Origin of the sequence: Loktanella sp. SALINAS62, from assembly GCF_018263905.1 — a bacterium.
In the GTDB taxonomy this organism is placed as follows: Bacteria; Pseudomonadota; Alphaproteobacteria; order Rhodobacterales; family Rhodobacteraceae; genus Loktanella.
On the sequence record NZ_JAAFZU010000002.1, the window covers coordinates 13,933 to 38,088 of the forward strand.

The following is a 24,156-nucleotide window of genomic DNA, read 5'->3' on the forward strand; positions in this document are numbered from 1 at the left end:
CCGTTGACGTGGCCGCCCGGCAATGCGACGCCATCACAATGTCGCTGCCCCTGAACGCCTTTTTCGCCGCCCTGTCCGATCCGACCCGCCGCGCGGTGCTGGAACAACTGTCGGGCGGCCCCAAAACCGTCAGCGCACTGGCGGCGCCGCACGATATCGCACTGCCCAGTTTCATGAAGCATCTGGCAAAACTGGAAGCGGCGGGGCTGGTCCGGTCCGTGAAAAAAGGCCGGGTCCGCACCTGCCATCTGAACACCGATCCCCTGATCGAAGCGCAGGGCTGGCTTGCGTGGCAACGCGCGATCTGGGAACGTCAGCTCGGGTCGCAAGATCAGCTGGCGCTGTCACTTGATGAAGCCGACGACCCGGCCCATCATACAAGGATTCCACCCCGACATGACCGCAGCACATGACCTGACGTTCACCCGCACACTGTCCGCGACCCCCGCACAGGTCTGGCGCTGCTGGACCGAACCCGACCTACTGATGCAATGGTTCACACCCCGCCCCGTCACGACGACATCGGCAGACATCGATGCGCGACCCGGCGGCATCTTTCGCACCGTGATGCAGGTGCCCGACCATGGCGAAATGGCGGGCGCTGCGGGATGCTTTCTGGTGGCCGACCCGGAACGCCAACTGATCTGGACCAATGCGCTGGGACCGGGATTCCGCCCGAATGCGCTGGGCGATGGCCCGATGGATTTCGCCCTGACCGCACGGATCGACATGGCACCCGCACCGGGCGGCTGCACCTATACCGCGACCTGCACCCATGCCACACCACAGGCAGCCCAAACCCACGCCGACATGGGGTTTCACGATGGCTGGGGTGCCGCGACCACCCAGCTTGAGGCGTTGGCGCGCAGGCTTTAGTCCGGCTGCAAAATCTCGATCCGGTTGCCGAACGGGTCGGTGATATAGAACCGTCGCAGCCCCGGCAGCGCCGTGATCGCACTGCCACCCAGCGCGGCATGGGCCGCCAGCAGATCATCCACAATCAACGCCGGATGTGCCTTGCGCGCGGGCACGAACGGATCTTCGACCCCCAGATGCAGCGCCAGCGTGCCGCCCGTGAACCAGCAGCCGCCGCGTCCGGCCAGATCGGCGGGCTTGTCCACCTCTTGCAGGCCAAGTTGCCCGACATAGAACGCGCGCGCCTGCGGCTCTGCCCCTACAGGCATCGCCAGTTGCACGTGATGCAGCCCCGTCACTGTGAACCCGGTCATGCCCTGTTTCCACGCTGTCCTATCGTCACGGCGCGGTATCGCCCCGGAACGCAACCGCCACAACCCCACCGTGCGCCCCCGGCGCGCCCGGAACATGCGCTGGCGCAAGCCGCGCGCGTGTAACCCTTGCCAAACGCGTCCCGATCCGTTTTCCTGTGCAAAGGGACGCGTCTACGCCGCATCGACGCGCCCGGCTGATGGATTTTCGGTATCGCGGCGGACACATCCATGCACACCACCTTTCGTCTGAACGGAAAGGTCGTCAGCGTTGACAGCGACCCCACGCGCACCCTGCTGGACTGGCTGCGCGAAGACCGCGGCCTGACCGGCACAAAAGAAGGCTGCAACGAAGGCGACTGCGGCGCCTGTTCGGTCATCGTCACCGATGACGACGGCGCACGCACGCTGAATGCCTGTATTCTGTTTCTACCGCAACTGGCGGGCAAGGCGGTCCGCACCGTCGAAGGCATCGCCGCCCCCGACGGCACATTGCATCCCGTGCAACAGGCCATGGTCGACCACCACGGCAGCCAATGCGGTTTCTGCACCCCCGGTTTCATCGTGGCGATGGCCGCAGCCCACCTAAAGGGCCGGACCGACCACGACGACCAACTGGCAGGCAACCTGTGCCGTTGCACGGGATACGCGCCCATCGTGCGCGCCGCACAGGCCGCCGAAAGCGCGCCAGTGCCCGCCCATATGCACGACACACCCGTCGATGCCCCCGCCCCGTTCGCCCCCGCGACCGAAGACGCGCTGGCCGACTGGTATGCAGCGCACCCGAACGGCACGCTGATCGCCGGCGCAACCGATGTGGGCCTGTGGGTGACAAAGCAGTTCCGCGATCTGGGGGATGTGGCATTCCTGAACCGCTGCACCGATTTGCAGACGATCACGGAAACGGACGATACTTTTTACATCGGCGCGGGCGTCACCATGACCCGCGTGCTGGATGCCATCGGGGATCATTACCCGTCCTATGGCCAGATGATCGGCCGCTATGGGTCGGTGCAGGTGCGCAACGCCGCGACCATCGGGGGCAACATCGCAAACGGCTCTCCGATCGGTGACAATCCGCCTGCGCTGATCGCGCTTGGCGCGACGCTGCATCTGCGATGTGGCGACACCCGGCGACACATGCCGTTGCAGGATTTTTTCCTGTCCTACGGCAAACAAGACCGTGCGCCGGGCGAATTCGTCACCGGAATCAGCATTCCCAAGGGGCGGGTCAACCACCGCGTCTACAAGATTTCCAAACGGTTCGATCAGGATATCTCGGCGGTCTGCGGGGCGTTCGATCTGGATATCACGGATGGCACAGTGACCGCCGCGCGGATCGCATTCGGCGGCATGGCAGGCACACCGCTCCGCGCCAGCACGGTCGAGGCGGCCCTGACAGGCCAGCCGTGGACGGCACAGACCATCGCTGCCGCCCTGCCCGCCTTTGCGCAGGATTACCAACCCCTGTCGGACATGCGCGCAAGTGCTGCATATCGCCTGCAAACCGCGCAAAACCTGCTGCGCCGGTATCATGCCGATCTGAGCGGGGCCGCGCATGACGTGCGGATGGTGTCGGCATGAGCGTCGCAAAACCACTTCCGCACGATTCGGGCCAACTGCATGTCACCGGTGGCGCACGGTATATCGACGACATCCCGACGCCTGCCGACGCACTGCATCTGGCGTTTGGCCTGTCGGGTATCGCGCGGGGCCGCATCACCGACATGGACCTGTCCGATGTGCGGACAGCACCCGGCGTTCACGCGGTGCTGACGGCGGACGACCTGCCCAGCGCCTGCGATGTCAGCCCGTCGAACCATGACGAACCGCTGCTGTCTGACGGCACTGTGCATTATGCGGGCCAGCCGCTGTTTCTGGTGGTGGCCGACAGCCACGGTGCCGCCCGCCGCGCCGCCACCCGCGCGCGCGTCACCTATGACGCACAGGACCCAATCCTGACGGTAGAACAGGCGCTGGCCGCCGATAGCCGGTTCGAGGACGGCCCCCGCATCTGGACCAAGGGCGACATAGGCCGCGCACTTGACGCCGCCCCCCACCGGATCACGGGCCGGATCGACATGGGCGGGCAGGAACATTTCTATCTGGAAGGTCAGGCCGCACTGGCGCTGCCGCAGGAAGGCGGCGACATGGTCGTCCATTCCTCGACCCAGCACCCGACCGAAATCCAGCACAAGGTCGCAGAGGCATTGCACCTGCCGATGCACGCCGTGCGGGTCGAAGTGCGGCGCATGGGCGGCGGGTTCGGCGGCAAGGAAAGCCAGGGCAACGCGCTGGCCGTCGCCTGCGCCGTGGTCGCGGCACATATGCAGCGCCCAGCACGGATGCGTTACGACCGCGATGACGACATGATCATCACTGGCAAGCGTCACGATTTCCGCATCGATTACGACGCGGGTTTTGACGGCAGCGGGCGTCTGCTGGGTGTCGATTTCACCCATTACGCGCGCTGTGGCTGGGCGATGGACCTGTCGCTGCCGGTGGCCGACCGCGCGATGCTGCATGCGGACAATGCCTATTTGCTGGCGGCCTGCCGGATCACGTCGCACCGGTTGAAAACCAACACCCAAAGCGCCACCGCGTTTCGCGGCTTCGGCGGTCCGCAGGGGCTGCTTGGTATCGAACGGGTGATGGATCACGCGGCGCATGTGCTGGGGCTGGACCCGGTCGCGGTGCGCCGGATCAACTATTACCGCGCAATGAACGCCGTCGGAGGGGGGCCGTCTGCCCCCCGGCCTGCGGCCCCCCCCGAGAGTATTTCAGGCAAGATGATGCATGCGGACATCGCGTCACGCGGATCGCAGACCGTGGCCGACGACCGTCATGCCGTCGATGCAGGTCATGTGAATACGACGCCCTATGGCATGACAGTGGCGGATTTCATCCTGCACGACATGACCGACAGGCTGTTGACGACATCGGATTATGCCGCCCGGCGCACGGCGATCGCCGCATGGAACGCCGACCAGCCGCTGATGAAACGCGGCATCGCGTTTTCACCGGTGAAATTCGGCATTTCGTTCACGCTGACCCACCTTAATCAGGCAGGCGCACTGGTGCATGTGTATCAGGACGGATCGATCCATCTGAACCATGGCGGGACGGAAATGGGTCAGGGGTTGTTTCAGAAGGTGGCGCAGGTCGCCGCCAGCCGGTTCGGCGTGGACCCGTCCATGATCAAGATCACGGCGACCGATACCGGCAAGGTGCCCAACACCAGTGCGACGGCGGCGTCGTCGGGCGCGGATCTGAACGGGATGGCGGTGGCCAACGCCTGTGACACGATCCGCGACCGGATCGCCGCCTGTTTGGCGGAATTCCATCAGGTGGCCCCCGATACGGTACGGTTCGGTGACGGACAGGTGCAGGTCGCGGGCGATACGATGTCGTTCGAAAAAGCCGTGACAACCGCCTATCAGAACCGCGTCAGCCTGTCGGCCACGGGTTTCTACAAGACACCCGACCTTGCCTGGGACCGGATCGCGGGACAGGGGCGGCCGTTCTTTTATTTTGCGCAGGGCGCCGCCGTGACAGAGGTCGTGATCGACACGTTGACCGGCGAGAACCGGATTTTGCGCACCGACGTGCTGCATGACGCCGGCACGTCGCTGAACCCGGCACTGGACATCGGCCAGATCGAAGGCGGCTATGTGCAGGGTGCGGGCTGGCTGACGATGGAAGAACTGGTCTGGGACGACAGGGGCGTGCTGAAAACCCATGCCCCCAGCACCTATAAGATTCCCGGCTGTGGCGACCGGCCCCGCATCTTTAACGTGGACCTGTGGGACCAGCCGAACCCGGCGGCGACGATCTACCGGTCCAAGGCGGTGGGTGAGCCGCCGTTCATGCTGGGTGTCTCGGCGTATCTGGCGCTGTCGGACGCCTGTGCCGCCTGCGGGCCGCACTGGCCCGACCTGCAAGCGCCCGCCACGGCAGAGGCGGTGCTGGCCGCCATCGCCCGCGCTACCGGATGACCGGCATCCGTATCACAGTGGCACGCACGGCAGGGTCCGTCCCGCGCGAGGCAGGCACCGCCATGTGGGTGGGGCCAGACCGCACCCATGGGACCATCGGTGGCGGTGCGCTGGAATGGGATGCCATCGCGCAGGCCCGTCGCATGCTGGCGGATGGGGCGACGCAGGCGCGTCAGGTCATACCGCTGGGACCGGCGCTGGGCCAGTGCTGCGGCGGGTCGGTCACGCTGGAATTTGTCGCAGCCGACATGCCGGACAGGCCGCAGGGTCCACCACTGTGGATTTACGGGGCGGGGCACGTCGGGCGGGCGCTGGTCGATGTGATCGCGCCCCTGCCCGACTGGTCGATCACATGGGTCGACGATGCGGCGGACCGGTTTCCGACAGCGATCCCAGACGGGGTGACGCCGCTGGTCGCCGCCGACATGACGCAGGGCGCGCGTCACGCACCGGATGATGCGGAACATCTGATCCTGACATATTCACACCGCATCGACCTTGACCTGTGCCACGCCATCCTGTCCCGGCCGTTTTCCGGTGCGGGCCTGATCGGATCAGCGACGAAATGGGCGCGCTTTCAGTCTCGGTTGCGGGTGTTGGGGCACACACCTGCCCAAATCGCACGCATTGCCTGTCCAATAGGCGATCCAGCCTTGGGAAAACACCCGCAGGCCATTGCCATCAGCGTCGCAGGCGCGATGATACGCCGCACCGCCGCAAGACAGGAACGCCACGCATGAGGGACACGCTGCTGACGCTTGAAGGGCTGACCAAGGCCTATCCGGGCGTTGTCGCCAATCGCGACGTGTCGTTTGACATCGGAAAGGGAGAGATCCACGCGTTGCTGGGTGAAAACGGGGCTGGCAAATCGACGCTGGTCAAAACGATCTACGGGCTGGTCAAACCCGACAGTGGCCACATGACGCTGGACGGCCGCCGCTTTGCCCCGGACGATCCTGCCGCCGCGCGGCGCGCCGGCGTCGGCATGGTCTTTCAGCACTTTTCCCTGTTCGACGCATTGACGGTTGCCGAAAACATCGTGTTGGGCATGGATGCCCCCCCCAGCCCCCGCGCCATCGCGGCAGAGGTGCGGCGCGTTTCCGACCTGTACGGTCTGCCGCTGGACCCCGACCGGACCGTAGGCGACCTGTCGGCGGGCGAACGCCAGCGGGTCGAAATCATCCGCTGCCTGCTGCAGGATCCCCGTCTGCTGATCATGGATGAACCGACGTCCGTGCTGACCCCGCAAGAGGTGGACATCCTGTTCACTACCCTGCGCAAGCTGTCAGGCGAAGGCACCGCGATCCTGTATATCAGCCATAAACTGTCCGAAATCGCGGCCCTGTGCGAAGCGGCCACCGTGCTGCGGTTGGGCGCGGTCGTGGCGACCTGCGATCCACGCACGACGGCACCGCGCGACATGGCTGAATTGATGGTCGGTCAAGTGCTGCAATCGCCCGTGCGCGCAGCCCGACCCGCGGGCCGGATGGCGCTGGAATTGCGCGGGTTGTCCGCGCGGGCACCGCACCGGTTCGGCACCGCACTGCGCGACATCACTGTCGCCGTCCGGGCCGGAGAGGTGCTGGGCATCGGCGGTGTCGCGGGCAACGGTCAGGACGAACTGGTCGCGGCCCTGTCGGGCGAAATGCCGGTCGCGGCGGACATGGTCTGGTTCAACGGGTCGCCTGTGGGAAGCGATCCGGTGAATACGCGCCGCGCCAATGGATTGCTGTGCGCGCCAGAGGAACGGCTGGGCCATGCCGCAGCCCCCGACATGACATTGACCGAAAACGCCCTGCTGACCGGTGTTACCCGCAAGGGACTGGCAAGGCGCGGTTTCCTGCGCTGGCCGCAGGCGCGCCATTTCGCCCAAGAGATCATCGCCGGTTTTGACGTGCGCACGCCGGGGCCGGAGAACACGGCCCGGTCGCTGTCGGGTGGTAACCTGCAGAAATTCGTCATCGGACGCGAAATCATGCAAGACCCGCAGGTGTTTGTCGTGAACCAGCCGACATGGGGCGTCGATGCCGCCGCTGCCGCAGCAATCCGGCAGGCGCTTTTGACGCTGGCCGACAACGGCGCGGCGGTGATCGTGATCTCTCAGGATCTGGACGAGTTGATGGAGATATCGGACCGCTTCTGTGCGTTGACCGAAGGCCGGCTGAGCGAGCCGCGTCCCGCACGTGGCCTGACGGTCGACCAGATCGGGATGATGCTGGGTGGTGCACACGATATGGAGGTCGCGCATGTTGCGAAATGAGGGACGCCTGCGGCGGGCGAGTATTTTTGGCAAGATGATGCAACGGGTCGCGCTGTGATCGTTCTGGAAAAACGCCCGATGCCATCGCAGGTCTGGGCCTGGGCCGCACCCCTGATGGCTGTGGCACTGACCATGCTGCTGGGCGGCTTTTTGTTCGCCGCACTTGGCAAGAACCCGGTGAGCGTCATACGGACGATCTTTTGGGATCCGTTGTTTTCGGAATTCGCGTGGTTCTATCGCCCACAGATCCTGATCAAGGGCGCGCCATTGGTGCTGATCGCCATCGGGCTTAGTTTCGGGTTTCGCGCCGGTGTCTGGAACATCGGGGCCGAAGGTCAGTATATCGTCGGCGCCATTTGTGGCGCGGCGGTGGCGCTGGCGCTGTATCCAATGGATGCCCGCTGGCTGATCTTTCCGCTGATGGTGGTGGCGGGCGCGCTGGGCGGCTGGGTCTGGGCGATGATCCCCGGTGTGCTGCGCGTACGCTTTGGCACCAACGAGATTCTGGTCAGCCTGATGTTGGTCTATGTCGCGGAACAATTGCTGTCCGGCATGGCGCTGGGCGCGATGCGCAACCCTGACGGCATGGGATTTCCCGGCAGCCGCAATCTGGCGCAATACCCGTCGGCGGCAAACCTTGATCTGATCGCAGGGACCGGGATGCACTGGGGCGTCGTGTTTGCGCTGATCGCTGTCATTTTTGCCTATGTCACACTGTCGCGGCACCTGTTCGGCTTTCAGGTGCGGCTGGCCGGACAGGCGCCGCGCGCCGCACGGTTCGCAGGCGTCAACCCGGCGCGGATGATCCTGCTCTGTATGGGTATTTCCGGCGCACTTGCAGGGGTTGCCGGGTTGTTCGAGGTTGCCGGTCCGTCCGGCCAGATCAGTATTGATTTCAACGTCGGCTACGGGTTCACCGCGATTATCGTGGCGTTTCTGGGGCGCCTGCATCCACTGGGCATTCTGGCCGCAGGCGCGCTGATGGCGCTGACCTACATCGGCGGCGGCATCGCGCAAAGCCAGTTGGGCCTGCCTGCCGCCGCGATCAGCCTGTTGCAGGGGATGCTGCTGTTCACCCTGCTGGCGGTCGATGTGCTGACAAATTACCGCGTCCGGTTTGGCCGCAGAGAGGTGGCGTGATGGATCTTACGTCGATCAACCCGATTCTGTTCTTTGCATCCCTGATGGTCGCGGCGACCCCGATCCTGCTGGCCGCCATCGGCGAATTGGTGGTCGAACGCGCGGGCGTGCTTAATCTGGGTGTCGAGGGCATGATGATCACCGGCGCTGTCATCGGTTTTATAGTCGCGGTAAGCACCGGCAGCCCGTGGCTGGGTTTTCTGGGGGCAGCGGTGGGTGGCGCGCTGATCAGTCAGGTGTTCGGGTTGCTGACGCAATATCTGCTGTCCAATCAGGTGGCGACGGGGCTGGCGCTGACGCTGTTCGGGCTGGGGCTTAGCGCGTTGATGGGTCAGGGCTACATCGGGATCAAGGCGCCGTCCTTTCCCGACCTGCACCTGCCGATCCTGAGCGACATTCCCTATCTTGGGCCGATCGCGTTCCAGCATGATCCGATGGTCTATGTCGGGCTGCTGATCGTGCTGGCGGTCTGGCTGTTTTTGAACCGCAGCCGCGCGGGGCTGATCCTGCGCGCGGTCGGTGAAAACCACGATGCCGCGCATGCGCTGGGCTATAACGTCCGTCGCACACGGATGTTGGCCATCGCATTCGGCGGGGCCTGCGCGGGGCTGGGGGGCGCATACCTGAGCCTTCTGCGCGTACCGCAGTGGACCGAAGGCATGACCGCAGGTGCGGGCTGGATTGCATTGGCGATTGTCGTTTTTGCCAGTTGGCGACCGGGGCGGCTGGTGCTGGGTGCCTACCTTTTTGGCGGCGTCACCGTCCTGCAGCTTAATTTGCAGGCGGCTGGCATTGCGATCCCGGTCGAGTACCTGTCAATGTCGCCATATCTTGCCACCATTGCCGTTCTGGTCATCATGTCCGCCGGACGCAGCCCCGGTTCACTGGGCAAGCAGTTTCACGCAGCCCGCTAGGGCGACCAACAGGAGAGAAAACAATGAAACGCAGAACCTTACTTGCGACAACCGCAGCGCTGCTCGCGCTGGGCACAGGGGCGTTCGCCCAATCCGATGACGTCACAAAGGTCGGCTTTGTCTATGTCGGGCCGGTGGGTGACGGCGGCTGGACCTATGAACACGATCAGGCCCGACAGGCGGTCGAGGCCGAATTCGGCGATGCCGTCGAAACGGTGTTCGTGGAATCGGTTCCCGAAGGCCCCGACGCCGAACGCGTGATGACCCAGATGGCACTGGACGGCGCGGACCTGATCTTTACCACCTCCTTCGGCTATATGGACCCGACCGTAAACGTCGCCGCAAAATTCCCCGACGTGAAATTCGAACACGCCACCGGGTTCAAGCGCGCGGACAACCTGTCGACCTATTCCGCCCGCTTCTACGAAGGCCGCGCCGTTCAGGGCCACATCGCGGGCCAGCTGACCGAAAGCAATATCGTGGGTTACATCGGGTCCTACCCGATTCCCGAAGTGATCCGCGGTATCAACAGCGCCTATCTGCATGCCAAGGAAGTGAACCCCGACATCGAATTCAAGATCGTCTGGGCCTACACTTGGTTCGATCCCGCGAAAGAGGCCGAAGCTGCCAGCGTTCTGATCGAACAGGGCGCGGACGTGATCCTGCAACACACCGATTCCACCGCACCGCAGGCCGCTGCTCAGGCTGCGGGCAACGTCTATACCTTTGGTCAGGCGTCCGACATGGCGGAATACGGACCGATGCCGCGCGTGTCGTCGATCATCGACGATTGGGCCCCCTATTACATCGCCCGCACGCAGGCCGTCATGGATGGCACATGGGAATCGACCGACACATGGGACGGCATCGGTCCGGGCATGGTCGGCATCGGTGAAATTTCCGACGCCGTCCCGGCAGAGGTGAAAGCATCGGCAGAAGCACTGCGCGACAGCATTGCAGAAGGCAGCTATCATCCGTTCACAGGCCCGATCAACAAGCAGGACGGGTCTGTCTGGCTGGCCGAAGGCGAAACCGCCGACGACGGCACGCTGCTGGGCATGAATTTCTACGTCGAAGGTCTTGAAGGCGACATTCCAGAATAAGTTCTGCGCCTGAACGACGGATCGGGGGCGGCCTGCGGGTCGCCCTTTTTTCTGCGCCATGACAGGTCGCGCAAGACCTTGCTTGCAGGGGCGTCGTTTTCGGCATTCGATGGGACAGCATAACCCGAAAGGATCGCCCCCATGCCTGCCATCACCGGCCTTGGCCACGTTGCGCTAAAGGTCAAAGACGTTGAAAGATCGCTCGCGTTCTACCGCGATGTGATGCAATTTCCTGAAATGATGCGGCTGCACCACGACGATGGCAGCCTTTTTCTGATCTATCTGCGCATCACCGATACACAGTATCTGGAATTGTTTCCTGACGGGGTGGATGACACAGCACCCGGCCCCGACCACACCGGCATGCATCATTTTTGCCTGACGATCGATGTCATCGAACAGACCGTGGACCAGATCGTCGCGCGCGGCGGCATCCCCTGCGCGTGGACGACTGAAAACGGCACATCGGCGCTGCGCCCGGTGGACAAACCCGTGATTACCGACGGGCTGGACGGCAACCGCCAATCATGGCTGCAAGACCCCGATGGCAATCGGATCGAATTGATGGAAATGGCACCCGATTGCCTGCAAATGCAAGCCATTCGAAAACTCAAAGACATGTGATCTGCTGGGGCGCTAAAAAGGCGCCCCGTCACATTACCGGGATGCTTTTTGCAGCAAATCGATCAATTCATCGAACTTGACCCGTTGTTCCACCGCGTCCCCACTGGCGATTGCCGTTTCGACACAATGGATCGCGTGGTTTTGCAAAATCAGCTTTTCCACCCCCAGCACCGCCGACCGGATCGCCGCCGTCTGGGCCAGAATATCCATGCAATAACGATCGTCTTCGACCATCCGTGCGACCCCGCGCACTTGGCCTTCGAGCCGGGACAAACGGTCCAGCGTCTTGTTCTTGTTGGTTTTCATGACGTGAATCCTTCTTGCGGCGACAGGGGTGACAAATCCCCAGCATACCCCATATGGGTATACAGACATGATGGAGACAAGACCATGACGGCAACAGACTTGACTGACGACCCCGCCACGGCCCGCAGCAAAAGCAAGGGTGCCGACAAAAAAGCGTCACTTTACCGGATGGCCATGCCGGGACATTTATGCCCCTTTGGCCTGAAATCCAAATCCATGCTGGAACGCAAGGGTTATACCGTCGACGACAACCTGCTGGAAAGCCGTGAACAGATCGACGCGTTCAAGGCCGCGCACGATGTTCAGACAACGCCGCAGGCCTTTATCGATGGTGAACGGGTCGGCGGCTACACCGACCTGAAAAAGCATTTTGGCTACCGCGTGCTGGAAAAAGGCGACACCACCTATCGCCCCGTGATTGCGATTTTCGCCGCGACCGCGCTGATGGCGCTGGCCGTCGTGCTGAACCGCTACGACGGTTTTCCCGTTCTGACATGGCTCAAATGGTTTCTGGCCACGTCCATGGCAGTGCTGGCGATCCAGAAACTGCAAGACCTCGAAGGTTTCGTGAACGGCTTTCTGGGCTATGATCTGCTGGCCCGACGCTATGTGCCTTATGGCTACGCCTACCCCTTTGCCGAACTGTGGGCCGGGGTCGGCATGATGGCCCTGATCGGCACGGGATCGGCGCTGATCTGGCTGGTGGCACCCGTCGGCATATTCATCGGGTCCATCGGTGCAATCAGCGTGATCAAGGCTGTCTATATCGACAAACGTGAACTGACCTGCGCCTGCGTCGGCGGCGGATCGAACGTCCCGCTGGGATTCATTTCGTTGACCGAAAACCTGGCTATGCTGGGCATGGGGATCTGGATGCTGGCCCTGCTGTTGGGCTGATGCCGCAGGGTGGTTGGCGTCAGCGTGGCGCCAACCATTGATCGGCAAAGATGCCCAGATCGGGCGCCGCATAGTCTGGCGTGATGATCCCACCCGCTGGCAACATGGCGTTACCGACCCGCGTGATGAATGCGCCCTGCGCCCCGACGGCCTGCGCGCCGACCGTGTCCCACAGATGCGCTGCAACCAGACACAACGCCCCCGCCGGCACCCCCAGCGCGTCCGCCACCATGCGATAACAATCCGGGTGCGGCTTGAATTTACCAATGCTGTGCACGCTGTAATGCGCTTCGAAAAACCCGGCGATTCCGGCTTTTTCCATCGGTGTCGGGCTGTCGGTCGGGGGCGAATTGGTCAACGTCACCATGCGCACGCCCGCATCACTTAACCGTGTCAGGGCCGGAATGACGTCGGGACAGGCTGGCATGTTGGTCAGCAGGTGCCGCAGCTCTGCCGTATCAGCGTCTGTAACGGCCACTCCTTCGGTCTCGCCCAGCATGTGCAACGTGCCGACCGCCAATTCGCCAAAGGGCGCGTAGGTCCCCGACAGCGTCACGGTCTGCGCATACAAAATCAGCTGCGCAAACCAAAGCCGCATTACCGATGCATCATCGAACAACCGTGCAAACAGCGGTTCAATTGTCGTGATATCCAGCAAGGTTTCGTTGACATCAAAAACCAGAACACGGTCGGCCATGGCGATCCCCTTTTGCCTGCGCCCGCAAACATGACACGCCAAAACCCAAAGAAAAAGGCCCGCCGTAACAGGCGGGCCTTTGAGATGATTCACCGCAAAACAGCGGTGAAAGCGTTTAGTACAGGCCGTTCGAACCGATCAGGGTGTCGCCATCGGCATAGAGCGCACGCAGCAATTGCGCCTTGGTCGAATCGTATACGTTCGAACCCATGATGCGGACCGCAAAGTCACGGTCTTTGCCGGTCAGCACTTCGCCCGGCGACACTGCCACACCCAAACGGGCCAGATTTTCGTTGAATGCTTCGCTGTTGGCCGAAGATGCGACAAAGCGATCGACGGGCAGAAGCGACATGGTCTGTGCGGATGCGGTGGTGGCGAACAGGCTACCTGCAGCAGCGACAGCGATCACGGTGGCTTTGATGACGTTTTTCATAACTTTTCTCCAATGAGTGACCCGGCGACAATGCGTCGTCGGTATGGGTATGAATTGGTATCACCTGCAAAAAAATGCGATTATAGATTTAGGACCATCTATCTGTGCGTTTTTGCAGTGTAACAAAAACACTTTTCGCTGCCATCAACGCATGACACAAAGCGGCATGACCCAGCTTCTGACCCGTGATGGAACCGCCCTGTCGCCGTTGACCTTCGGCACGATGCAATTCGGTGGCGACGCCGATGCCACCGCCAGCCGCGCGATGTTCGATGCCGCGCGCGCAGCGGGGATCAACCATTTTGACACCGCCGTCGGCTATACCGGCGGCGCGTCCGAACGCCTGATCGGCCCCATGATCGCCGCCGACCGTGACGCGCTGTATCTGGCGACCAAGGTGGCTTATGCCGGTGGTGCGGGCCGCGCCAACATCCTGTCGATGTTCGACACCTGCCGCAGCCAGTTGGGGCTGGACAGCGTCGATCTGCTGTATCTGCACCGCTTCGATCCCGACACGCCGCTTTCCGAAACGTTTGAAACGATGGCCCGCCTGCAATCCGATGGCGCGATCCGGCACATCGGCGTGTCCAACTATGCCGCCTGGCAGGTGATGAAGGCGCAGGCCATTTGCGCCACCCTTGGCACCCGGATCGACGTGATCCAGCCGATGTACAACCTTGTCAAACGACAGGCAGAGGTTGAAATCCTGCCGATGGCAGCCGATCAGGATATCCTCGCCTGCACCTATTCGCCACTGGGCGGCGGGCTGCTGACCGGCAAATATGCCCGTGGCGAAAACGGTCGCCTGCGCACCAACGACATGTATGCAGCACGCTATGGCCGCGACTGGATGCACAGCGCCGCCACGGCCATGACCGATATCGCCCGCGACGTCGGCACTCACCCCGCGACCCTTGCAGTAGCGTGGGTGGCCCGGCATGCAACCCGCCCTTCGCCCATCGTGTCGGGCAAATCGGTCGGACAGCTTGCGCCGTCGCTGGATGCCAACACCTACACCATGTCCGACGCGCTTTATGATCGGATCACGGCGCTGTCACCGACCCCGCCCCCCGCCACCGACCGGCTAGAGGAAGCGACATGACTGATTTCATCGTGATCGGCGGCGGCATCGCCGGATTGTCGGCAGCAGCGGAACTGGCCACACTGGGCCATGTGACCGTGCTGGAACGCGAACCCCAGACCGGCTACCACAGCTCTGGCCGGTCGGCGGCGCTGTTCGAACAGAACTATGGCAAACCCACGACACGCGCCCTGAACCGCGCCAGCCGCGACACGCATGCCGCAATGAGTGTGCTGTCACCGCGCGGTCTGATGATTGTCGGGCAGGCGCACGAAACGGATCAGTTCGCCGCCGATATGGCCGACATGGATCTGCGCCGGATCGATATGACGGACGCCCGCGCGATGGTACCGATCCTGTCGGACGCGATCACCGATGCGGCCTATTTCGACGGCGCACAGGACATCGATACCGATTTGCTGATGCAGACATGGATCAAGTCGATCCGCGCCAGCGGCGGGGTGGTGCGGACCGGCATTGACGTCACCGCCATCACGCGCACCACGTCGGGCTGGCAGGTGAACATCGGCGCGGACGACGTGCTGGCAGCACCCGTGCTGATCAACGCTGCGGGCGCCTGGGCCGACCGGATCGCAGACCTGGCTGGCATTGCACCGTTGGGATTGCAGGCGCTCCGCCGTTCGATGGCCCGTCTGGCCGCACCTGGCGGGCATGATGTCCGCGCCTGGCCGATGATCTTTGGACCCGGCGAATCCTGGTATGCGAAACCCGACGCGGGTGCCCTGCTTGTCTCTCCGGCAGAAGAGGACCCGGTCGAACCGATGGACGCCTGGCCCGACGACATGGTGCTGGCCGAAGGTCTGGCGCGCTATCAGGATGCGGTTACGGTCGCGGTCACACGCCCGATCGCCACATGGGCCGGGCTGCGGACCTTTGCACCCGACAGGTCACTTGTACTGGGCCGCGACACTGCCGACCCCAGTTTTATCTGGTGCGCCGGACAGGGGGGATACGGCGTGCAATCATCGCCTGCCGCCGGACGCCATATCGCGGATGTGGTCGCGGAACGCGCGCCTGCCATCGGCGCCGACGTTGCCGCACAACTGGCTCCGGCGCGGTTCAACCGCTAGGGCTTCTTCTTGCCATAAATATCCCGGGGGAGTCCGCAGGACGGGGGCTGGCCCCCACCTGACCGCAGGTCAGGCCACGCAGGCCATCAGTTCCCAGCTGCGCAACGTCGTGAACGCTGCATCGTGGCTGTGCCCGCCGACCCGCAGTTCCGGAAACAGGGTAAACAGCTCTGCGCGGGCATCGGGCGACATGGTCGCGATCACTTCTTCACCGGGGTGAAAGCTTTCGGTTGCCGCACCTTCGGCAAAGATGACCTCGTGCCGATCAAAAACGAGTTGAACATACGTGATTTCGGACAGGCCACTGTCGACATAGACCTGCTCGAACGTGGCGGCCATGGATTTTGCGCGGATGAATACCGCGTCTTCCCCGAACAGCAGCGGCACCCTGATGCTTTGATACAGCATCCGGTGCTGTGGGCTGACCCACAGATTGCGTTGCGGCAGACCAAATCCCATGGCACCCGCCTGAATGCAGACCGGCCAAAGCTTGCGGTTATGCCGCAGGTCGTCCCCCTTGATGCGGCGGCTGTGGATCATGCGGACCGGTCGTGCGTCACCATCCCATGTCGTGACCAGATCACCGACCCGCAAGTCATCGATCAGTCGCGCACCATCCGGCGTGTCGATCAGCGTGCCCGCGGTCAGGCAGATCGGCACCGCATCGACATCCCACGCCGTGTCCAGCCGGTGGCCGTGGGCATCGAACACGATGCTGTCACCGATGGGTGGCGTCAGGGCGGTGGCCACATGGCCGACCGCCGGCCCGTCCAGCGCGGTGAGCGGGCTTGCCAACGCATAAAACGACGCCACGCCGCCCGTGGCTATCGCATCTATCAGGGCAATCGCGCGGCCGCCCTGTCCCGGATCCGCCAGTGGAACGCTCAGATCAAACATGAACCAGCCCGTTTCGGTGTCGACCACAGGCGCCACATCGGCCAATGTGACAACCTGCATCACATGACCATCAACATGATAAAACGCGATTGAAAATTGCGCGATCCGATCCATATCGGAATAGTCAGCGACGACCTTCACTTTGCCCGCGCTGGGTGTCGTCAATGCTATCGCCGTGGGGTATGTGATCGTCGAAACGAAAGCCATTTTTTTATCCTCCGGGCGATTGCGTGTGATGACAGCATCGACCAGACAGGTGGCTTGCGGATGTTCCGCATTGGGAAAGATTAAGGCAGCGTGACCCAGACTCCACCGCCCGATGGGCCAAAGCGGACACCGCGCTTTCTAACCCCGAAAATGCGCGAACGCGCGCGGTTGGAACGTCAGTTCACATGGTTGCGCCGTTATAGCCCAACGCTGGGGCGCGTGGTCCAGACCATCACCCGTCCCGGTTGGACTCTGGTCCGTGTGCCCGTTGGCATGATGTTCATATTGGGCGGTATTCTGGCCATTCTCCCGATCTTTGGGCTATGGATGATCCCGGTCGGCCTGTTGCTGCTGGCCGTCGATGTGCCACGACTGCGCCGCCCTGTCGCCACGGCTGTCATTCGGATGCGCCGTCGCGCGGAACGCTGGAAATCACGCCGGAAAGACTGATTGCCAATTGGCAATCAGGCCAAAAATACGGCAACAACAAGGGGTCAAATTGAATTTAACCCCTTGTTAATAATCACTTATCAGGCCGATGCATCCTTGCGGATCGTCTCGTTTTTGGGATCATACGGGCTGTCTTCGACAATTTCGCAGTGCCACAGCTTGTCGAACATCTTGACCTGCAACTTGGTCCCGACAGCGGCATGATCTGGATTGACGTAGCCCATGCCGATGCTTTTGCCGAAATGCACCGAATAGCCGCCCGACGTCAGACGCCCCACACGGGTGTCGCCAGCATACAGCACTTCGCGGCCCCATGGGTCAGCGTCGTCCGGGCCGTCGATCAGCAGCGTCACGCATATGGACCGGATGCCTTTGGCCTGCATCGCCGCCTTGCCGTGGAAATCCTTGTCCAGATCGACGAAACGCGGCAGGTCCGCTTCCATCGGGGTCGCGTCGCGGCCCAGTTCGGTGCCAAAGGCGCGGTATGATTTTTCCTGCCGCAACCAGTTCTGCGCCCGTGCGCCGACCAGTTTCATGCCGTGCGGTTCGCCCGCCTTTTCCAGCAGATCGAACAGGTAGTTCTGCATTTCGATCGGGTGGTGCAGTTCCCAGCCCAACTCTCCGGTATAGGCGACGCGGATCGCGTTCACCGGGCACATGCCCAGTTCGATGGACCGTGCCGACAGCCACGGGAACCGCTTGTTCGACAGCACGGTGGCGGGGTCCGCGTCCTTGATCACGGCATTCAGCACGTCGCGGGATTTCGGCCCAGCGATGGCGAATACGCCCCATTGCGTCGTGACGTTCTGCACCTCGATCCGGCCCAATTCGGCTTGCTTGTCTTCGACCGCCTTGCGCAGGAAATCGGCGTCATAGGCCGTCCATGCCCCTGCGGACACAAGGTAGAATTCGTCCTCTTTCATCCGCACGATCGTGTATTCGGTGCGCGTCGTGCCCGCGGCGGTCAGCGCATAGGTCAGGTTGATGCGACCGACCTTTGGCAATTTGTTGGTGGTGAACCAATCAAGGAAAGCTGCCGCACCCGGTCCTTTGACCACATGCTTGGTGAATGCGGATGCGTCGATCAGGCCGACGCCTTCGCGGATCGCCTTTGCCTCTTCGACGGCGTATTGCCACCAGCCACCACGGCGGAATGACCGCGCGTCGTGGTCAAAGTTGTCGGGCGCATCCACCGGGCCGAAATAGTTGGGGCGTTCCCAGCCGTTGACCCATCCGAATTGCGCGCCGCGCGCTTTTTGCCGGTCGAACGCGGGCACTGTGCGCAGGGGGCGGCAGGCAGGGCGTTCTTCGTCAGGATGGTGAATGATATAGACGTGTTCGTAAGCTTCTTCGTTCTTGCGGGCCGCCCATTCGGTGGTCATCCAATCGCCATAGCGTTTGGGATCTAGCGACGCCATGTCGATTTCTGCTTCGCCATTGACCATCATCTGGGCAAGGTAATAGCCGGTGCCGCCTGCCGCCGTGATCCCAAAGGAAAAGCCTTCGGCCAGCCACATGTTACGCAAACCCGGAGCTGGGCCAACCAGCGGGTTGCCGTCGGGGGTATAGCAGATCGGGCCGTTGAAATCGTTCTTCAGTCCGCAGTCTTCACACGACGGAATGCGGTGGGCCATCGCCATGTATTGCTCTTCGATCCGTTCCAGATCGAGTTCGAACAGGTCGGCCCGGAAACTGTCGGGCACGCCGTATTCGAACCGCGCGGGCGCGTGCGGTTCATAGACACCCAGAATCCAGCCACCGCGTTCTTCGCGGACATAGGATTGCGCGTCGGCGTCGCGGATGACGGGGTGTTCGGGGTTGCCGTTCTGGCGGTACTCGACCAGCGCAGGGTCGGTATCCATCACGATGAACTGGTGTTCGACGGGAATCGCCGGAATCTTGATGCCCAACATTTTCGCGGTGCGCTGCGCGTGGTTGCCGGATGCCGTCACGACGTGTTCGGCGGTAATGACGACCTGTTCGTCACTGGGGACCAGATTGCCACCCTTTTCAACCATCTTGGTGCAGGTCACATCCCAGGCCGTGCCGTTCCATTGGAACCCATCGGCCTGCCATTTGCGAACGATTTCGACGCCGCGCTGGCGCGCACCCTTGGCCATCGCCATCGTCACATCGGCGGGGTTAATATAGCCGTCAGTAATGTGATACAGCGCGCCCTTCAGATCCTCAGTCCGGATCAGCGGCCATTTTTCCTTGATCTGTTCGGGCGTCATGAAAACATACGGCACGCCGCAGGTTTCTGCAGTCGATGCGTAAAGCTGGTATTCTTCCATCCGTTCGTCGGTCTGCGCCATCCGCAGGTTGCCCACGACCGCGAACCCCGCATTCAACCCGGTTTCTTCTTCCAGTGTCTTGTAGAACCGGATGGAATAATCGTGGATGTGGGTCGTCGCATAGCTCATGTTGAAATAGGGCAGCAGGCCCGCTGCGTGCCATGTCGAACCCGACGTCAGTTCGTCCCGTTCCAGCAGGACCACATCATCCCAGCCCGCAGCCGCCAGATGATAAGCGATGGACGTGCCGACCGCACCGCCGCCGACGACCAAAGCTTTGACGTTCGTTTTCATGGCTGCGCCCCTTGCTAATATTCACGCCACATATGCCCCACGCGGGATGGGCGCGCGGGAATGATCCGACGGATTTTGGTAGGAAACCGACCTCGTGTCTGATCTGACGTTTGCCGTGGCGGCGTGACGGGGTATACCTTGGGTCAAATTGCAGGGGGACCATATGGACCGGGACCAGTTTATCACGCTTGCGGGTCCGACGCTGTTCCATGCAACGCTGGTGACCAACCTGCCCAGCATCGCTGCACGCGGCCTGATCCGCCCGGCCGAAGCGGCACGCCGCGTCGGTTTGAAACCCGCCGATCTGGCATTGCGCCGCACGCCCGAAACCATCGTCAGCCCCGAAGGCCCGGTCACGCTTAATCACCAATGTCCCCTGTGCGCGGGCGAGGGGAAGGATTTCCTGACTGGCGGCACCCTGCGCGACTGGGCGATGCAATTGGACGAGCGTATCTTCTTCTGGCCCCATCGTGCGCGTCACGCCTTTGTCGAAAGCCTGTCGGACCTAGGCGATCTGATATTGCTGCAGATCGACAGCGGACGGATGTTCGACGCGGCAAAGGACCATCTGTTCCTTGCGCCGATCAACACGGGTGCTGCGGTGCGCAGGCCCAGCGTGCGGGGGTTGTGGATTTACAGCCCCGCCACGGGAAGCGTCGACCGGTTCCGTAACAACCGCATCCGCCGAAATCTGTGCAAATCGCCAGATACCGCGGCAGAGGTCAGCCTGACCTGCGACGTGCCGCTGGATATGCTGACAGACCTGCTGGTCGATCCCTCTGTTCTGGATGTTGTCCGCTGATCCGCTTGCCCCGGTTTGCGGCGCCGCCTAGAACCTGTTGAAAGGGGGAACCGCGCCTATGTTGATCTGCAATACCGTCGCTGACATGCGGGCTGCCGTGTCCGACCTGCGGGTTCCTGGCAGCGTTGGGCTGGTCACCACAATGGGTGCGCTGCACGCGGGGCACATGGCGCTGGTGGCTGCGGCACGGGCAGATCACCCGTCGGTCGTGGCAACGATTTTCGTCAATCCGACGCAATTCGGTGATCCTGCCGATCTGGACAAATATCCCCGCACCGAAGACACCGATCTGGCGATGCTGCGGGCTGCGGGTGTCGACGCCGTGTTCATGCCCGATGTGGCGACGATGTATCCCGACGGTGCGGAAACCATCGTGGAAACGACTGAATTGGCGCATGTTCTGCATGGCGCCGTGCGACCCGGCCATTTTCGCGGCGTCGCAACCGTCGTGACCAAACTGTTCAACATCATTGGCGCGGATGCCGCCTATTTCGGGGAAAAGGATTACCAGCAGCTTGCGGTAATCCGGCGCATGGTGGCGGACCTTTATACACCCGTTGCGGTGCATGGCGTGACAACAGTGCGCGAACCCGACGGGCTGGCGATGTCGTCACGCAACATGCGGCTGACCCCTGCGGACCGTGCCGCAGCCCCCGTATTGCATCAGGCGCTGACGGATGCCGCCGCCGTTCTGCGCGCTGGCGGCACGGTTGCTGACGCGCGGCAGGCAATCCACGACCGGCTTGCCACGGCGCCGCGCGCCCAGCTTGAAGGGTTGGATTTCGTCGATGCGGCCACATTCGCCCCCGTCGATGGTGCCCCGCGCGGCACCATTGGCATCATGATCAGCGCCCACTTCGGGGACATCCTGCTGATCGACCAAAAGGAGATCGAGACATGAGCACCCAAGCCCCCATCCGGCGCAACACCGTGCCGCAGATTGCGGCCCGCAAAGGCGGCGACCCTATCGTGTCGCTGACCAGCTACCACGCGCATACCGCCGCCATCGTGGATAAATTTGCGGACTTCATTCTGGTAGGTGACAGTCTGGGCATGGTGATGCACGGCATGGACAGCACCGTGGGCGTGCCGCTGGACCTGATGATCATGCACGGCAAGGCGGTTGTGCGCGGCACGCAAAAGGCCCTGATCGTCGTCGACATGCCCTTTGGCAGCTACGAAGAATCGCCCAAGGTCGCGTTCCGCAACGCCGCCAAGATCATGAAGGAAACAGGCTGCGGCGCGGTCAAACTGGAAGGCGGCGCGCGCATGGCGAAAACCATCCATTTCCTTGTCGAACGCGGCGTGCCCGTGATGGCGCATACCGGACTGACCCCACAATCGTCGCACGTCATGGGCGGGTTCAAAACGCAGGGCCGTGACGAATCGACGTGGGACGCGCACCGCGAAGACGCCCGCGCCGTGGCCGAAGCCGGTGCCTTTGCCGTGGTGCTGGAAGGCATGGTCGAACCGCTGGCCGCGCAGATCACCACCGAAATTGACATTCCAACCATCGGAATCGGCGCGTCGGTGCACTGCGACGGCCAGATCCTCGTGCTGGAAGACATGCTGGGTCTGAACCCGTGGACGCCAAAATTCGTCAAGGTCTATGGCCAGCTTGGTCCGATGATCGAAGATTCTGTCCGCCGCTACGCCGAAGACGTCAAAAACCGCGCCTTTCCAACCGAAGACGAGGTGTACCGCTGAGTCCCACGCGCAACACATTTCCGCATCAGCCAGCAGCATAACCGTATGATTTCAGTACGTTATCGAACATGCGCGCGTGACGTTCGCCGTCAACGCGTCCGCTGGTGACGATTGTGCCTTATTTCTGCCGCACTCATGCCTATACTTAGCCACGGTACCGCACGTCAGAGGCGGGCCGAGGAGAGCAGTGATGAAACGCACCACCCTGATTGCGGTGGCTGCCGCTTTGGGTCTAACGGCCTGCGCGCAGCCCATGCCGGTATCCAGCCGGGCCGATAACGACATGCTGCGGTTTTCAACCCGCAACTACATCGCCGTGGTCGAAGGCGTCCAGTAATCTTGAGATAAAGCCCAAGCAAAGGGCCGCCGAAGCGGCCCCGATGCGGGTCAGGCGTCGTCTGACGACGAGTCGGTATCGGCGGGCGGCGGTGGTGGCACCACCCCACTGACAACACCGATTTCAACCGGCGGCGGTGCCATACCGTTGGTGCTGGGGCGCGGCGTGACAGTCCCACCGTCCAGCGACCGCGATGTGATCGGGTCCGGGCCCGGCAGCGGCACCGCAGGCGGCATGGTCGCAGAAAGCGGCGCATTCGACTGTGACCCCACAATCAGGCGTCCGTCAAACGGGGTCGGCTGCACTTCTGCGCAGGCGGTTGTCAGTGCAAGCAGGCCGATGGCCGTAAGCTGTCGTTTCATGCAATTCTCCGGTGGCTTTGAATAATCATATCACAGTATTCCCGGCACCACGAGGTCGGGCGGACGATGGCCGTCGGCAAAAGTCTTGACGTTGATCAAGACTTTCTCTCCCATTTCGATCCGCCCTTCGATCGTGGCCGATCCCATATGCGGCAAAAGAATCACATTGGACAGCGCCTTGAGCCGGGGATTGATCGCGTGGCCGCGCTCGAACACGTCCAGCCCGGCACCGCCCAGTTCATTGGCGCGCAAGGCCCGCGTCAGGGCGTTTTCGTCGATCACTTCGCCGCGCGATGTGTTGACGATCACCGCGGTCGGTTTCATCAGCTTCAGCCGTCGCGCGTTCAGCAGATGGAACGTCGACGGCGTATGCGGGCAGTTGACCGATACGATGTCCATGCGTGCGACCATCTGGTCAAGGCTGTCCCAGAATGTCGCATCCAGCGCCGTTTCGATTTCTGGCCGCAGGCGTTTGCGGTTGTGGTAATGGATCTGCATGCCGAACGCGCGGGCGCGCTGCGCCACCGCCTGCCCGATCCGGCCCATCCCCAGAATGCCCAATCGCTTGCCACCCAGCCGCCCACCCAGGTTTGACGTGGGCGACCACCCGGCCCAGTCCTCGCCCTGCGCGATCCGCATGCCTTCGGGGATGCGGCGCACGACCGACAGGATCAGCGCCAACGTCATGTCGGCCGTGTCATCTGTCAGCACGCCGGGCGTGTTGGACACAAGTATCCCACGCTGGCGGGCGGTGGCCACGTCGATATTGTCCACCCCCGCACCGTAGTTTGCGATCAGTTTCAGCCGGTCGCCTGCCTGCGCCAGCATCGCCGCATCGATCTGATCGGTGATCGTGGGCACCAGCACATCTGCCCCCTGCATCGCCGCGACCAACACGTCGCGCGGCATCTGGCCGTCGTCGTCCCGCAAGGTGACGTCAAACAGCTCTTTCATCCGGGTCTCGACCGGTTCGGGCAACCGTCGCGTGACGACAACACTCAGCTTCTTACCCGGCATCCGACCCCCTGATCCCTTTTCA

General features: G+C 62.6%; 26 protein-coding genes. 18 read left to right on the plus strand and 8 right to left on the minus strand.

The window, feature by feature from the left end:
- Positions 1-8 precede the first annotated feature (8 nt).
- Both GZH79_RS02515 and GZH79_RS02520 read left to right on the plus strand, forming a co-directional pair.
- On the plus strand, positions 9-413 hold the full coding sequence (locus tag GZH79_RS02515) for a metalloregulator ArsR/SmtB family transcription factor (RefSeq protein ID WP_349291149.1): 405 nt from the start codon (positions 9-11) through the stop codon (positions 411-413).
- Positions 397-876, plus strand: coding sequence for an SRPBCC family protein (locus GZH79_RS02520; protein ID WP_249218945.1), 480 nt, complete (start codon positions 397-399; stop codon positions 874-876). The genes GZH79_RS02515 and GZH79_RS02520 overlap by 17 nt, the downstream gene beginning before the upstream one ends.
- Here the strand turns inward: GZH79_RS02520 and GZH79_RS02525 are convergent.
- Complete coding sequence (locus GZH79_RS02525) at positions 873-1,229, minus strand: glyoxalase (RefSeq protein ID WP_211641599.1); 357 nt, start codon at positions 1,227-1,229, stop codon at positions 873-875. The two genes, GZH79_RS02520 and GZH79_RS02525, sit on opposite strands and share 4 nt — an antisense overlap.
- A 228-nt stretch (positions 1,230-1,457) precedes the next feature.
- Between GZH79_RS02525 and xdhA the strand changes: the two genes are divergently transcribed.
- The 8 genes from xdhA to GZH79_RS02565 all read left to right on the plus strand — a co-directional run bounded on the left by xdhA (position 1,458) and on the right by GZH79_RS02565 (position 11,262).
- Positions 1,458-2,810, plus strand: coding sequence for a xanthine dehydrogenase small subunit (xdhA, locus tag GZH79_RS02530; RefSeq protein WP_211641600.1), 1,353 nt, complete (start codon positions 1,458-1,460; stop codon positions 2,808-2,810).
- A complete protein-coding gene (gene xdhB / locus GZH79_RS02535; protein ID WP_211641601.1) occupies positions 2,807-5,221 on the plus strand; it encodes a xanthine dehydrogenase molybdopterin binding subunit in 2,415 nt (804 codons plus the stop codon). Before xdhA ends, xdhB begins: the two co-directional genes overlap by 4 nt.
- Positions 5,218-5,961: a xanthine dehydrogenase accessory protein XdhC gene (xdhC, locus tag GZH79_RS02540; RefSeq protein WP_211641602.1), complete on the plus strand. Its 744-nt coding sequence runs from the start codon at positions 5,218-5,220 to the stop codon at positions 5,959-5,961. The genes xdhB and xdhC overlap by 4 nt, the downstream gene beginning before the upstream one ends.
- Positions 5,958-7,481, plus strand: a complete 1,524-nt coding sequence (locus GZH79_RS02545) for an ABC transporter ATP-binding protein (protein WP_211641603.1) — start codon at positions 5,958-5,960, stop codon at positions 7,479-7,481. Before xdhC ends, GZH79_RS02545 begins: the two co-directional genes overlap by 4 nt.
- A gap of 54 nt (positions 7,482-7,535) precedes the next feature.
- Positions 7,536-8,621, plus strand: coding sequence for an ABC transporter permease (locus tag GZH79_RS02550; RefSeq protein WP_211641604.1), 1,086 nt, complete (start codon positions 7,536-7,538; stop codon positions 8,619-8,621).
- Positions 8,621-9,535 (plus strand): ABC transporter permease, encoded by a 915-nt coding sequence (locus tag GZH79_RS02555; protein WP_211641752.1) that lies wholly within the window; start codon positions 8,621-8,623, stop codon positions 9,533-9,535. Before GZH79_RS02550 ends, GZH79_RS02555 begins: the two co-directional genes overlap by 1 nt.
- 23 nt (positions 9,536-9,558) lie before the next feature.
- Complete coding sequence (locus tag GZH79_RS02560; RefSeq protein WP_211641605.1) at positions 9,559-10,638, plus strand: BMP family ABC transporter substrate-binding protein; 1,080 nt, start codon at positions 9,559-9,561, stop codon at positions 10,636-10,638.
- 141 nt (positions 10,639-10,779) lie between these two features.
- On the plus strand, positions 10,780-11,262 hold the full coding sequence (locus GZH79_RS02565) for a VOC family protein (RefSeq protein WP_211641606.1): 483 nt from the start codon (positions 10,780-10,782) through the stop codon (positions 11,260-11,262).
- 33 nt (positions 11,263-11,295) lie between these two features.
- On the opposite strand, the gene GZH79_RS02570 is transcribed toward GZH79_RS02565, so the two are convergent.
- A complete protein-coding gene (locus GZH79_RS02570) occupies positions 11,296-11,568 on the minus strand; it encodes a metal-sensitive transcriptional regulator (protein WP_211641607.1) in 273 nt (90 codons plus the stop codon).
- Between the two features lie 168 nt (positions 11,569-11,736).
- On the opposite strand from GZH79_RS02570, the gene GZH79_RS02575 reads away from it, so the two are divergent.
- A complete protein-coding gene (locus GZH79_RS02575) occupies positions 11,737-12,465 on the plus strand; it encodes a MauE/DoxX family redox-associated membrane protein (protein ID WP_211641754.1) in 729 nt (242 codons plus the stop codon).
- A gap of 19 nt (positions 12,466-12,484) precedes the next feature.
- Here the strand turns inward: GZH79_RS02575 and GZH79_RS02580 are convergent, their stop codons facing one another.
- A complete protein-coding gene (locus GZH79_RS02580) occupies positions 12,485-13,162 on the minus strand; it encodes a haloacid dehalogenase type II (protein ID WP_211641608.1) in 678 nt (225 codons plus the stop codon).
- A 115-nt stretch (positions 13,163-13,277) separates the two neighbouring features.
- Entirely contained in the window at positions 13,278-13,595 is a 318-nt protein-coding gene (locus GZH79_RS02585; RefSeq protein ID WP_211641609.1) for a hypothetical protein, read from the minus strand.
- Positions 13,596-13,761: 166 nt separating this feature from the next.
- Between GZH79_RS02585 and GZH79_RS02590 the strand changes: the two genes are divergently transcribed.
- Positions 13,762-14,697, plus strand: a complete 936-nt coding sequence (locus tag GZH79_RS02590) for an aldo/keto reductase (RefSeq protein WP_211641610.1) — start codon at positions 13,762-13,764, stop codon at positions 14,695-14,697.
- Positions 14,694-15,767 (plus strand): FAD-dependent oxidoreductase, encoded by a 1,074-nt coding sequence (locus GZH79_RS02595; RefSeq protein ID WP_211641611.1) that lies wholly within the window; start codon positions 14,694-14,696, stop codon positions 15,765-15,767. The genes GZH79_RS02590 and GZH79_RS02595 overlap by 4 nt, the downstream gene beginning before the upstream one ends.
- A 69-nt stretch (positions 15,768-15,836) precedes the next feature.
- Here GZH79_RS02595 and GZH79_RS02600 read toward each other — a convergent pair whose 3' ends face one another.
- Positions 15,837-16,871, minus strand: a complete 1,035-nt coding sequence (locus GZH79_RS02600) for a Hint domain-containing protein (RefSeq protein WP_211641612.1) — start codon at positions 16,869-16,871, stop codon at positions 15,837-15,839.
- A gap of 90 nt (positions 16,872-16,961) precedes the next feature.
- On the opposite strand from GZH79_RS02600, the gene GZH79_RS02605 reads away from it, so the two are divergent.
- Positions 16,962-17,321: a hypothetical protein gene (locus GZH79_RS02605; RefSeq protein WP_349291150.1), complete on the plus strand. Its 360-nt coding sequence runs from the start codon at positions 16,962-16,964 to the stop codon at positions 17,319-17,321.
- Between the two features lie 80 nt (positions 17,322-17,401).
- On the opposite strand, the gene GZH79_RS02610 is transcribed toward GZH79_RS02605, so the two are convergent.
- Entirely contained in the window at positions 17,402-19,909 is a 2,508-nt protein-coding gene (locus GZH79_RS02610; protein ID WP_211641613.1) for an FAD-dependent oxidoreductase, read from the minus strand.
- A 163-nt stretch (positions 19,910-20,072) separates the two neighbouring features.
- On the opposite strand from GZH79_RS02610, the gene GZH79_RS02615 reads away from it, so the two are divergent.
- The 4 genes from GZH79_RS02615 (at position 20,073) to GZH79_RS02630 (ending at position 22,755) form a co-directional block, all read left to right on the plus strand.
- Positions 20,073-20,711 carry a hypothetical protein gene (locus tag GZH79_RS02615; protein WP_211641614.1) on the plus strand — a complete coding sequence of 213 codons (639 nt, stop codon included), beginning with the start codon at positions 20,073-20,075 and terminating at the stop codon, positions 20,709-20,711.
- A 58-nt stretch (positions 20,712-20,769) separates the two neighbouring features.
- A complete protein-coding gene (panC, locus tag GZH79_RS02620; protein ID WP_211641615.1) occupies positions 20,770-21,612 on the plus strand; it encodes a pantoate--beta-alanine ligase in 843 nt (280 codons plus the stop codon).
- Positions 21,609-22,418 (plus strand): 3-methyl-2-oxobutanoate hydroxymethyltransferase, encoded by an 810-nt coding sequence (panB, locus tag GZH79_RS02625; protein ID WP_211641616.1) that lies wholly within the window; start codon positions 21,609-21,611, stop codon positions 22,416-22,418. The genes panC and panB overlap by 4 nt, the downstream gene beginning before the upstream one ends.
- A gap of 190 nt (positions 22,419-22,608) precedes the next feature.
- Positions 22,609-22,755, plus strand: coding sequence for a hypothetical protein (locus GZH79_RS02630; protein ID WP_211641617.1), 147 nt, complete (start codon positions 22,609-22,611; stop codon positions 22,753-22,755).
- Between the two features lie 50 nt (positions 22,756-22,805).
- On the opposite strand, the gene GZH79_RS02635 is transcribed toward GZH79_RS02630, so the two are convergent.
- Entirely contained in the window at positions 22,806-23,117 is a 312-nt protein-coding gene (locus GZH79_RS02635) for a hypothetical protein (protein ID WP_211641618.1), read from the minus strand.
- Positions 23,118-23,147: 30 nt separating this feature from the next.
- Positions 23,148-24,134: a D-glycerate dehydrogenase gene (locus GZH79_RS02640; protein ID WP_211641619.1), complete on the minus strand. Its 987-nt coding sequence runs from the start codon at positions 24,132-24,134 to the stop codon at positions 23,148-23,150.
- Positions 24,135-24,156: the final 22 nt, after the last annotated feature.

Excerpts from the sequence above, each read along its gene's own strand:
- GZH79_RS02520 (WP_249218945.1), top strand. The coding sequence starts at position 397 with ATGACCGCAGCACATGACCTGACGTTCACCCGCACACTGTCCGCGACC.
- GZH79_RS02525 (WP_211641599.1), bottom strand. The coding sequence starts at position 1,229 with ATGACCGGGTTCACAGTGACGGGGCTGCATCACGTGCAACTGGCGATG.
- xdhA (WP_211641600.1), top strand. The coding sequence starts at position 1,458 with ATGCACACCACCTTTCGTCTGAACGGAAAGGTCGTCAGCGTTGACAGC.
- xdhB (WP_211641601.1), top strand. The coding sequence starts at position 2,807 with ATGAGCGTCGCAAAACCACTTCCGCACGATTCGGGCCAACTGCATGTC.
- xdhC (WP_211641602.1), top strand. The coding sequence starts at position 5,218 with ATGACCGGCATCCGTATCACAGTGGCACGCACGGCAGGGTCCGTCCCG.
- GZH79_RS02545 (WP_211641603.1), top strand. The coding sequence starts at position 5,958 with ATGAGGGACACGCTGCTGACGCTTGAAGGGCTGACCAAGGCCTATCCG.
- GZH79_RS02555 (WP_211641752.1), top strand. The coding sequence starts at position 8,621 with ATGGATCTTACGTCGATCAACCCGATTCTGTTCTTTGCATCCCTGATG.
- GZH79_RS02560 (WP_211641605.1), top strand. The coding sequence starts at position 9,559 with ATGAAACGCAGAACCTTACTTGCGACAACCGCAGCGCTGCTCGCGCTG.
- GZH79_RS02565 (WP_211641606.1), top strand. The coding sequence starts at position 10,780 with ATGCCTGCCATCACCGGCCTTGGCCACGTTGCGCTAAAGGTCAAAGAC.
- GZH79_RS02570 (WP_211641607.1), bottom strand. The coding sequence starts at position 11,568 with ATGAAAACCAACAAGAACAAGACGCTGGACCGTTTGTCCCGGCTCGAA.
- GZH79_RS02575 (WP_211641754.1), top strand. The coding sequence starts at position 11,737 with ATGGCCATGCCGGGACATTTATGCCCCTTTGGCCTGAAATCCAAATCC.
- GZH79_RS02580 (WP_211641608.1), bottom strand. The coding sequence starts at position 13,162 with ATGGCCGACCGTGTTCTGGTTTTTGATGTCAACGAAACCTTGCTGGAT.
- GZH79_RS02585 (WP_211641609.1), bottom strand. The coding sequence starts at position 13,595 with ATGAAAAACGTCATCAAAGCCACCGTGATCGCTGTCGCTGCTGCAGGT.
- GZH79_RS02590 (WP_211641610.1), top strand. The coding sequence starts at position 13,762 with ATGACCCAGCTTCTGACCCGTGATGGAACCGCCCTGTCGCCGTTGACC.
- GZH79_RS02595 (WP_211641611.1), top strand. The coding sequence starts at position 14,694 with ATGACTGATTTCATCGTGATCGGCGGCGGCATCGCCGGATTGTCGGCA.
- GZH79_RS02600 (WP_211641612.1), bottom strand. The coding sequence starts at position 16,871 with ATGGCTTTCGTTTCGACGATCACATACCCCACGGCGATAGCATTGACG.
- GZH79_RS02610 (WP_211641613.1), bottom strand. The coding sequence starts at position 19,909 with ATGAAAACGAACGTCAAAGCTTTGGTCGTCGGCGGCGGTGCGGTCGGC.
- GZH79_RS02615 (WP_211641614.1), top strand. The coding sequence starts at position 20,073 with ATGGACCGGGACCAGTTTATCACGCTTGCGGGTCCGACGCTGTTCCAT.
- panC (WP_211641615.1), top strand. The coding sequence starts at position 20,770 with ATGTTGATCTGCAATACCGTCGCTGACATGCGGGCTGCCGTGTCCGAC.
- panB (WP_211641616.1), top strand. The coding sequence starts at position 21,609 with ATGAGCACCCAAGCCCCCATCCGGCGCAACACCGTGCCGCAGATTGCG.
- GZH79_RS02630 (WP_211641617.1), top strand. The coding sequence starts at position 22,609 with ATGAAACGCACCACCCTGATTGCGGTGGCTGCCGCTTTGGGTCTAACG.
- GZH79_RS02635 (WP_211641618.1), bottom strand. The coding sequence starts at position 23,117 with ATGAAACGACAGCTTACGGCCATCGGCCTGCTTGCACTGACAACCGCC.
- GZH79_RS02640 (WP_211641619.1), bottom strand. The coding sequence starts at position 24,134 with ATGCCGGGTAAGAAGCTGAGTGTTGTCGTCACGCGACGGTTGCCCGAA.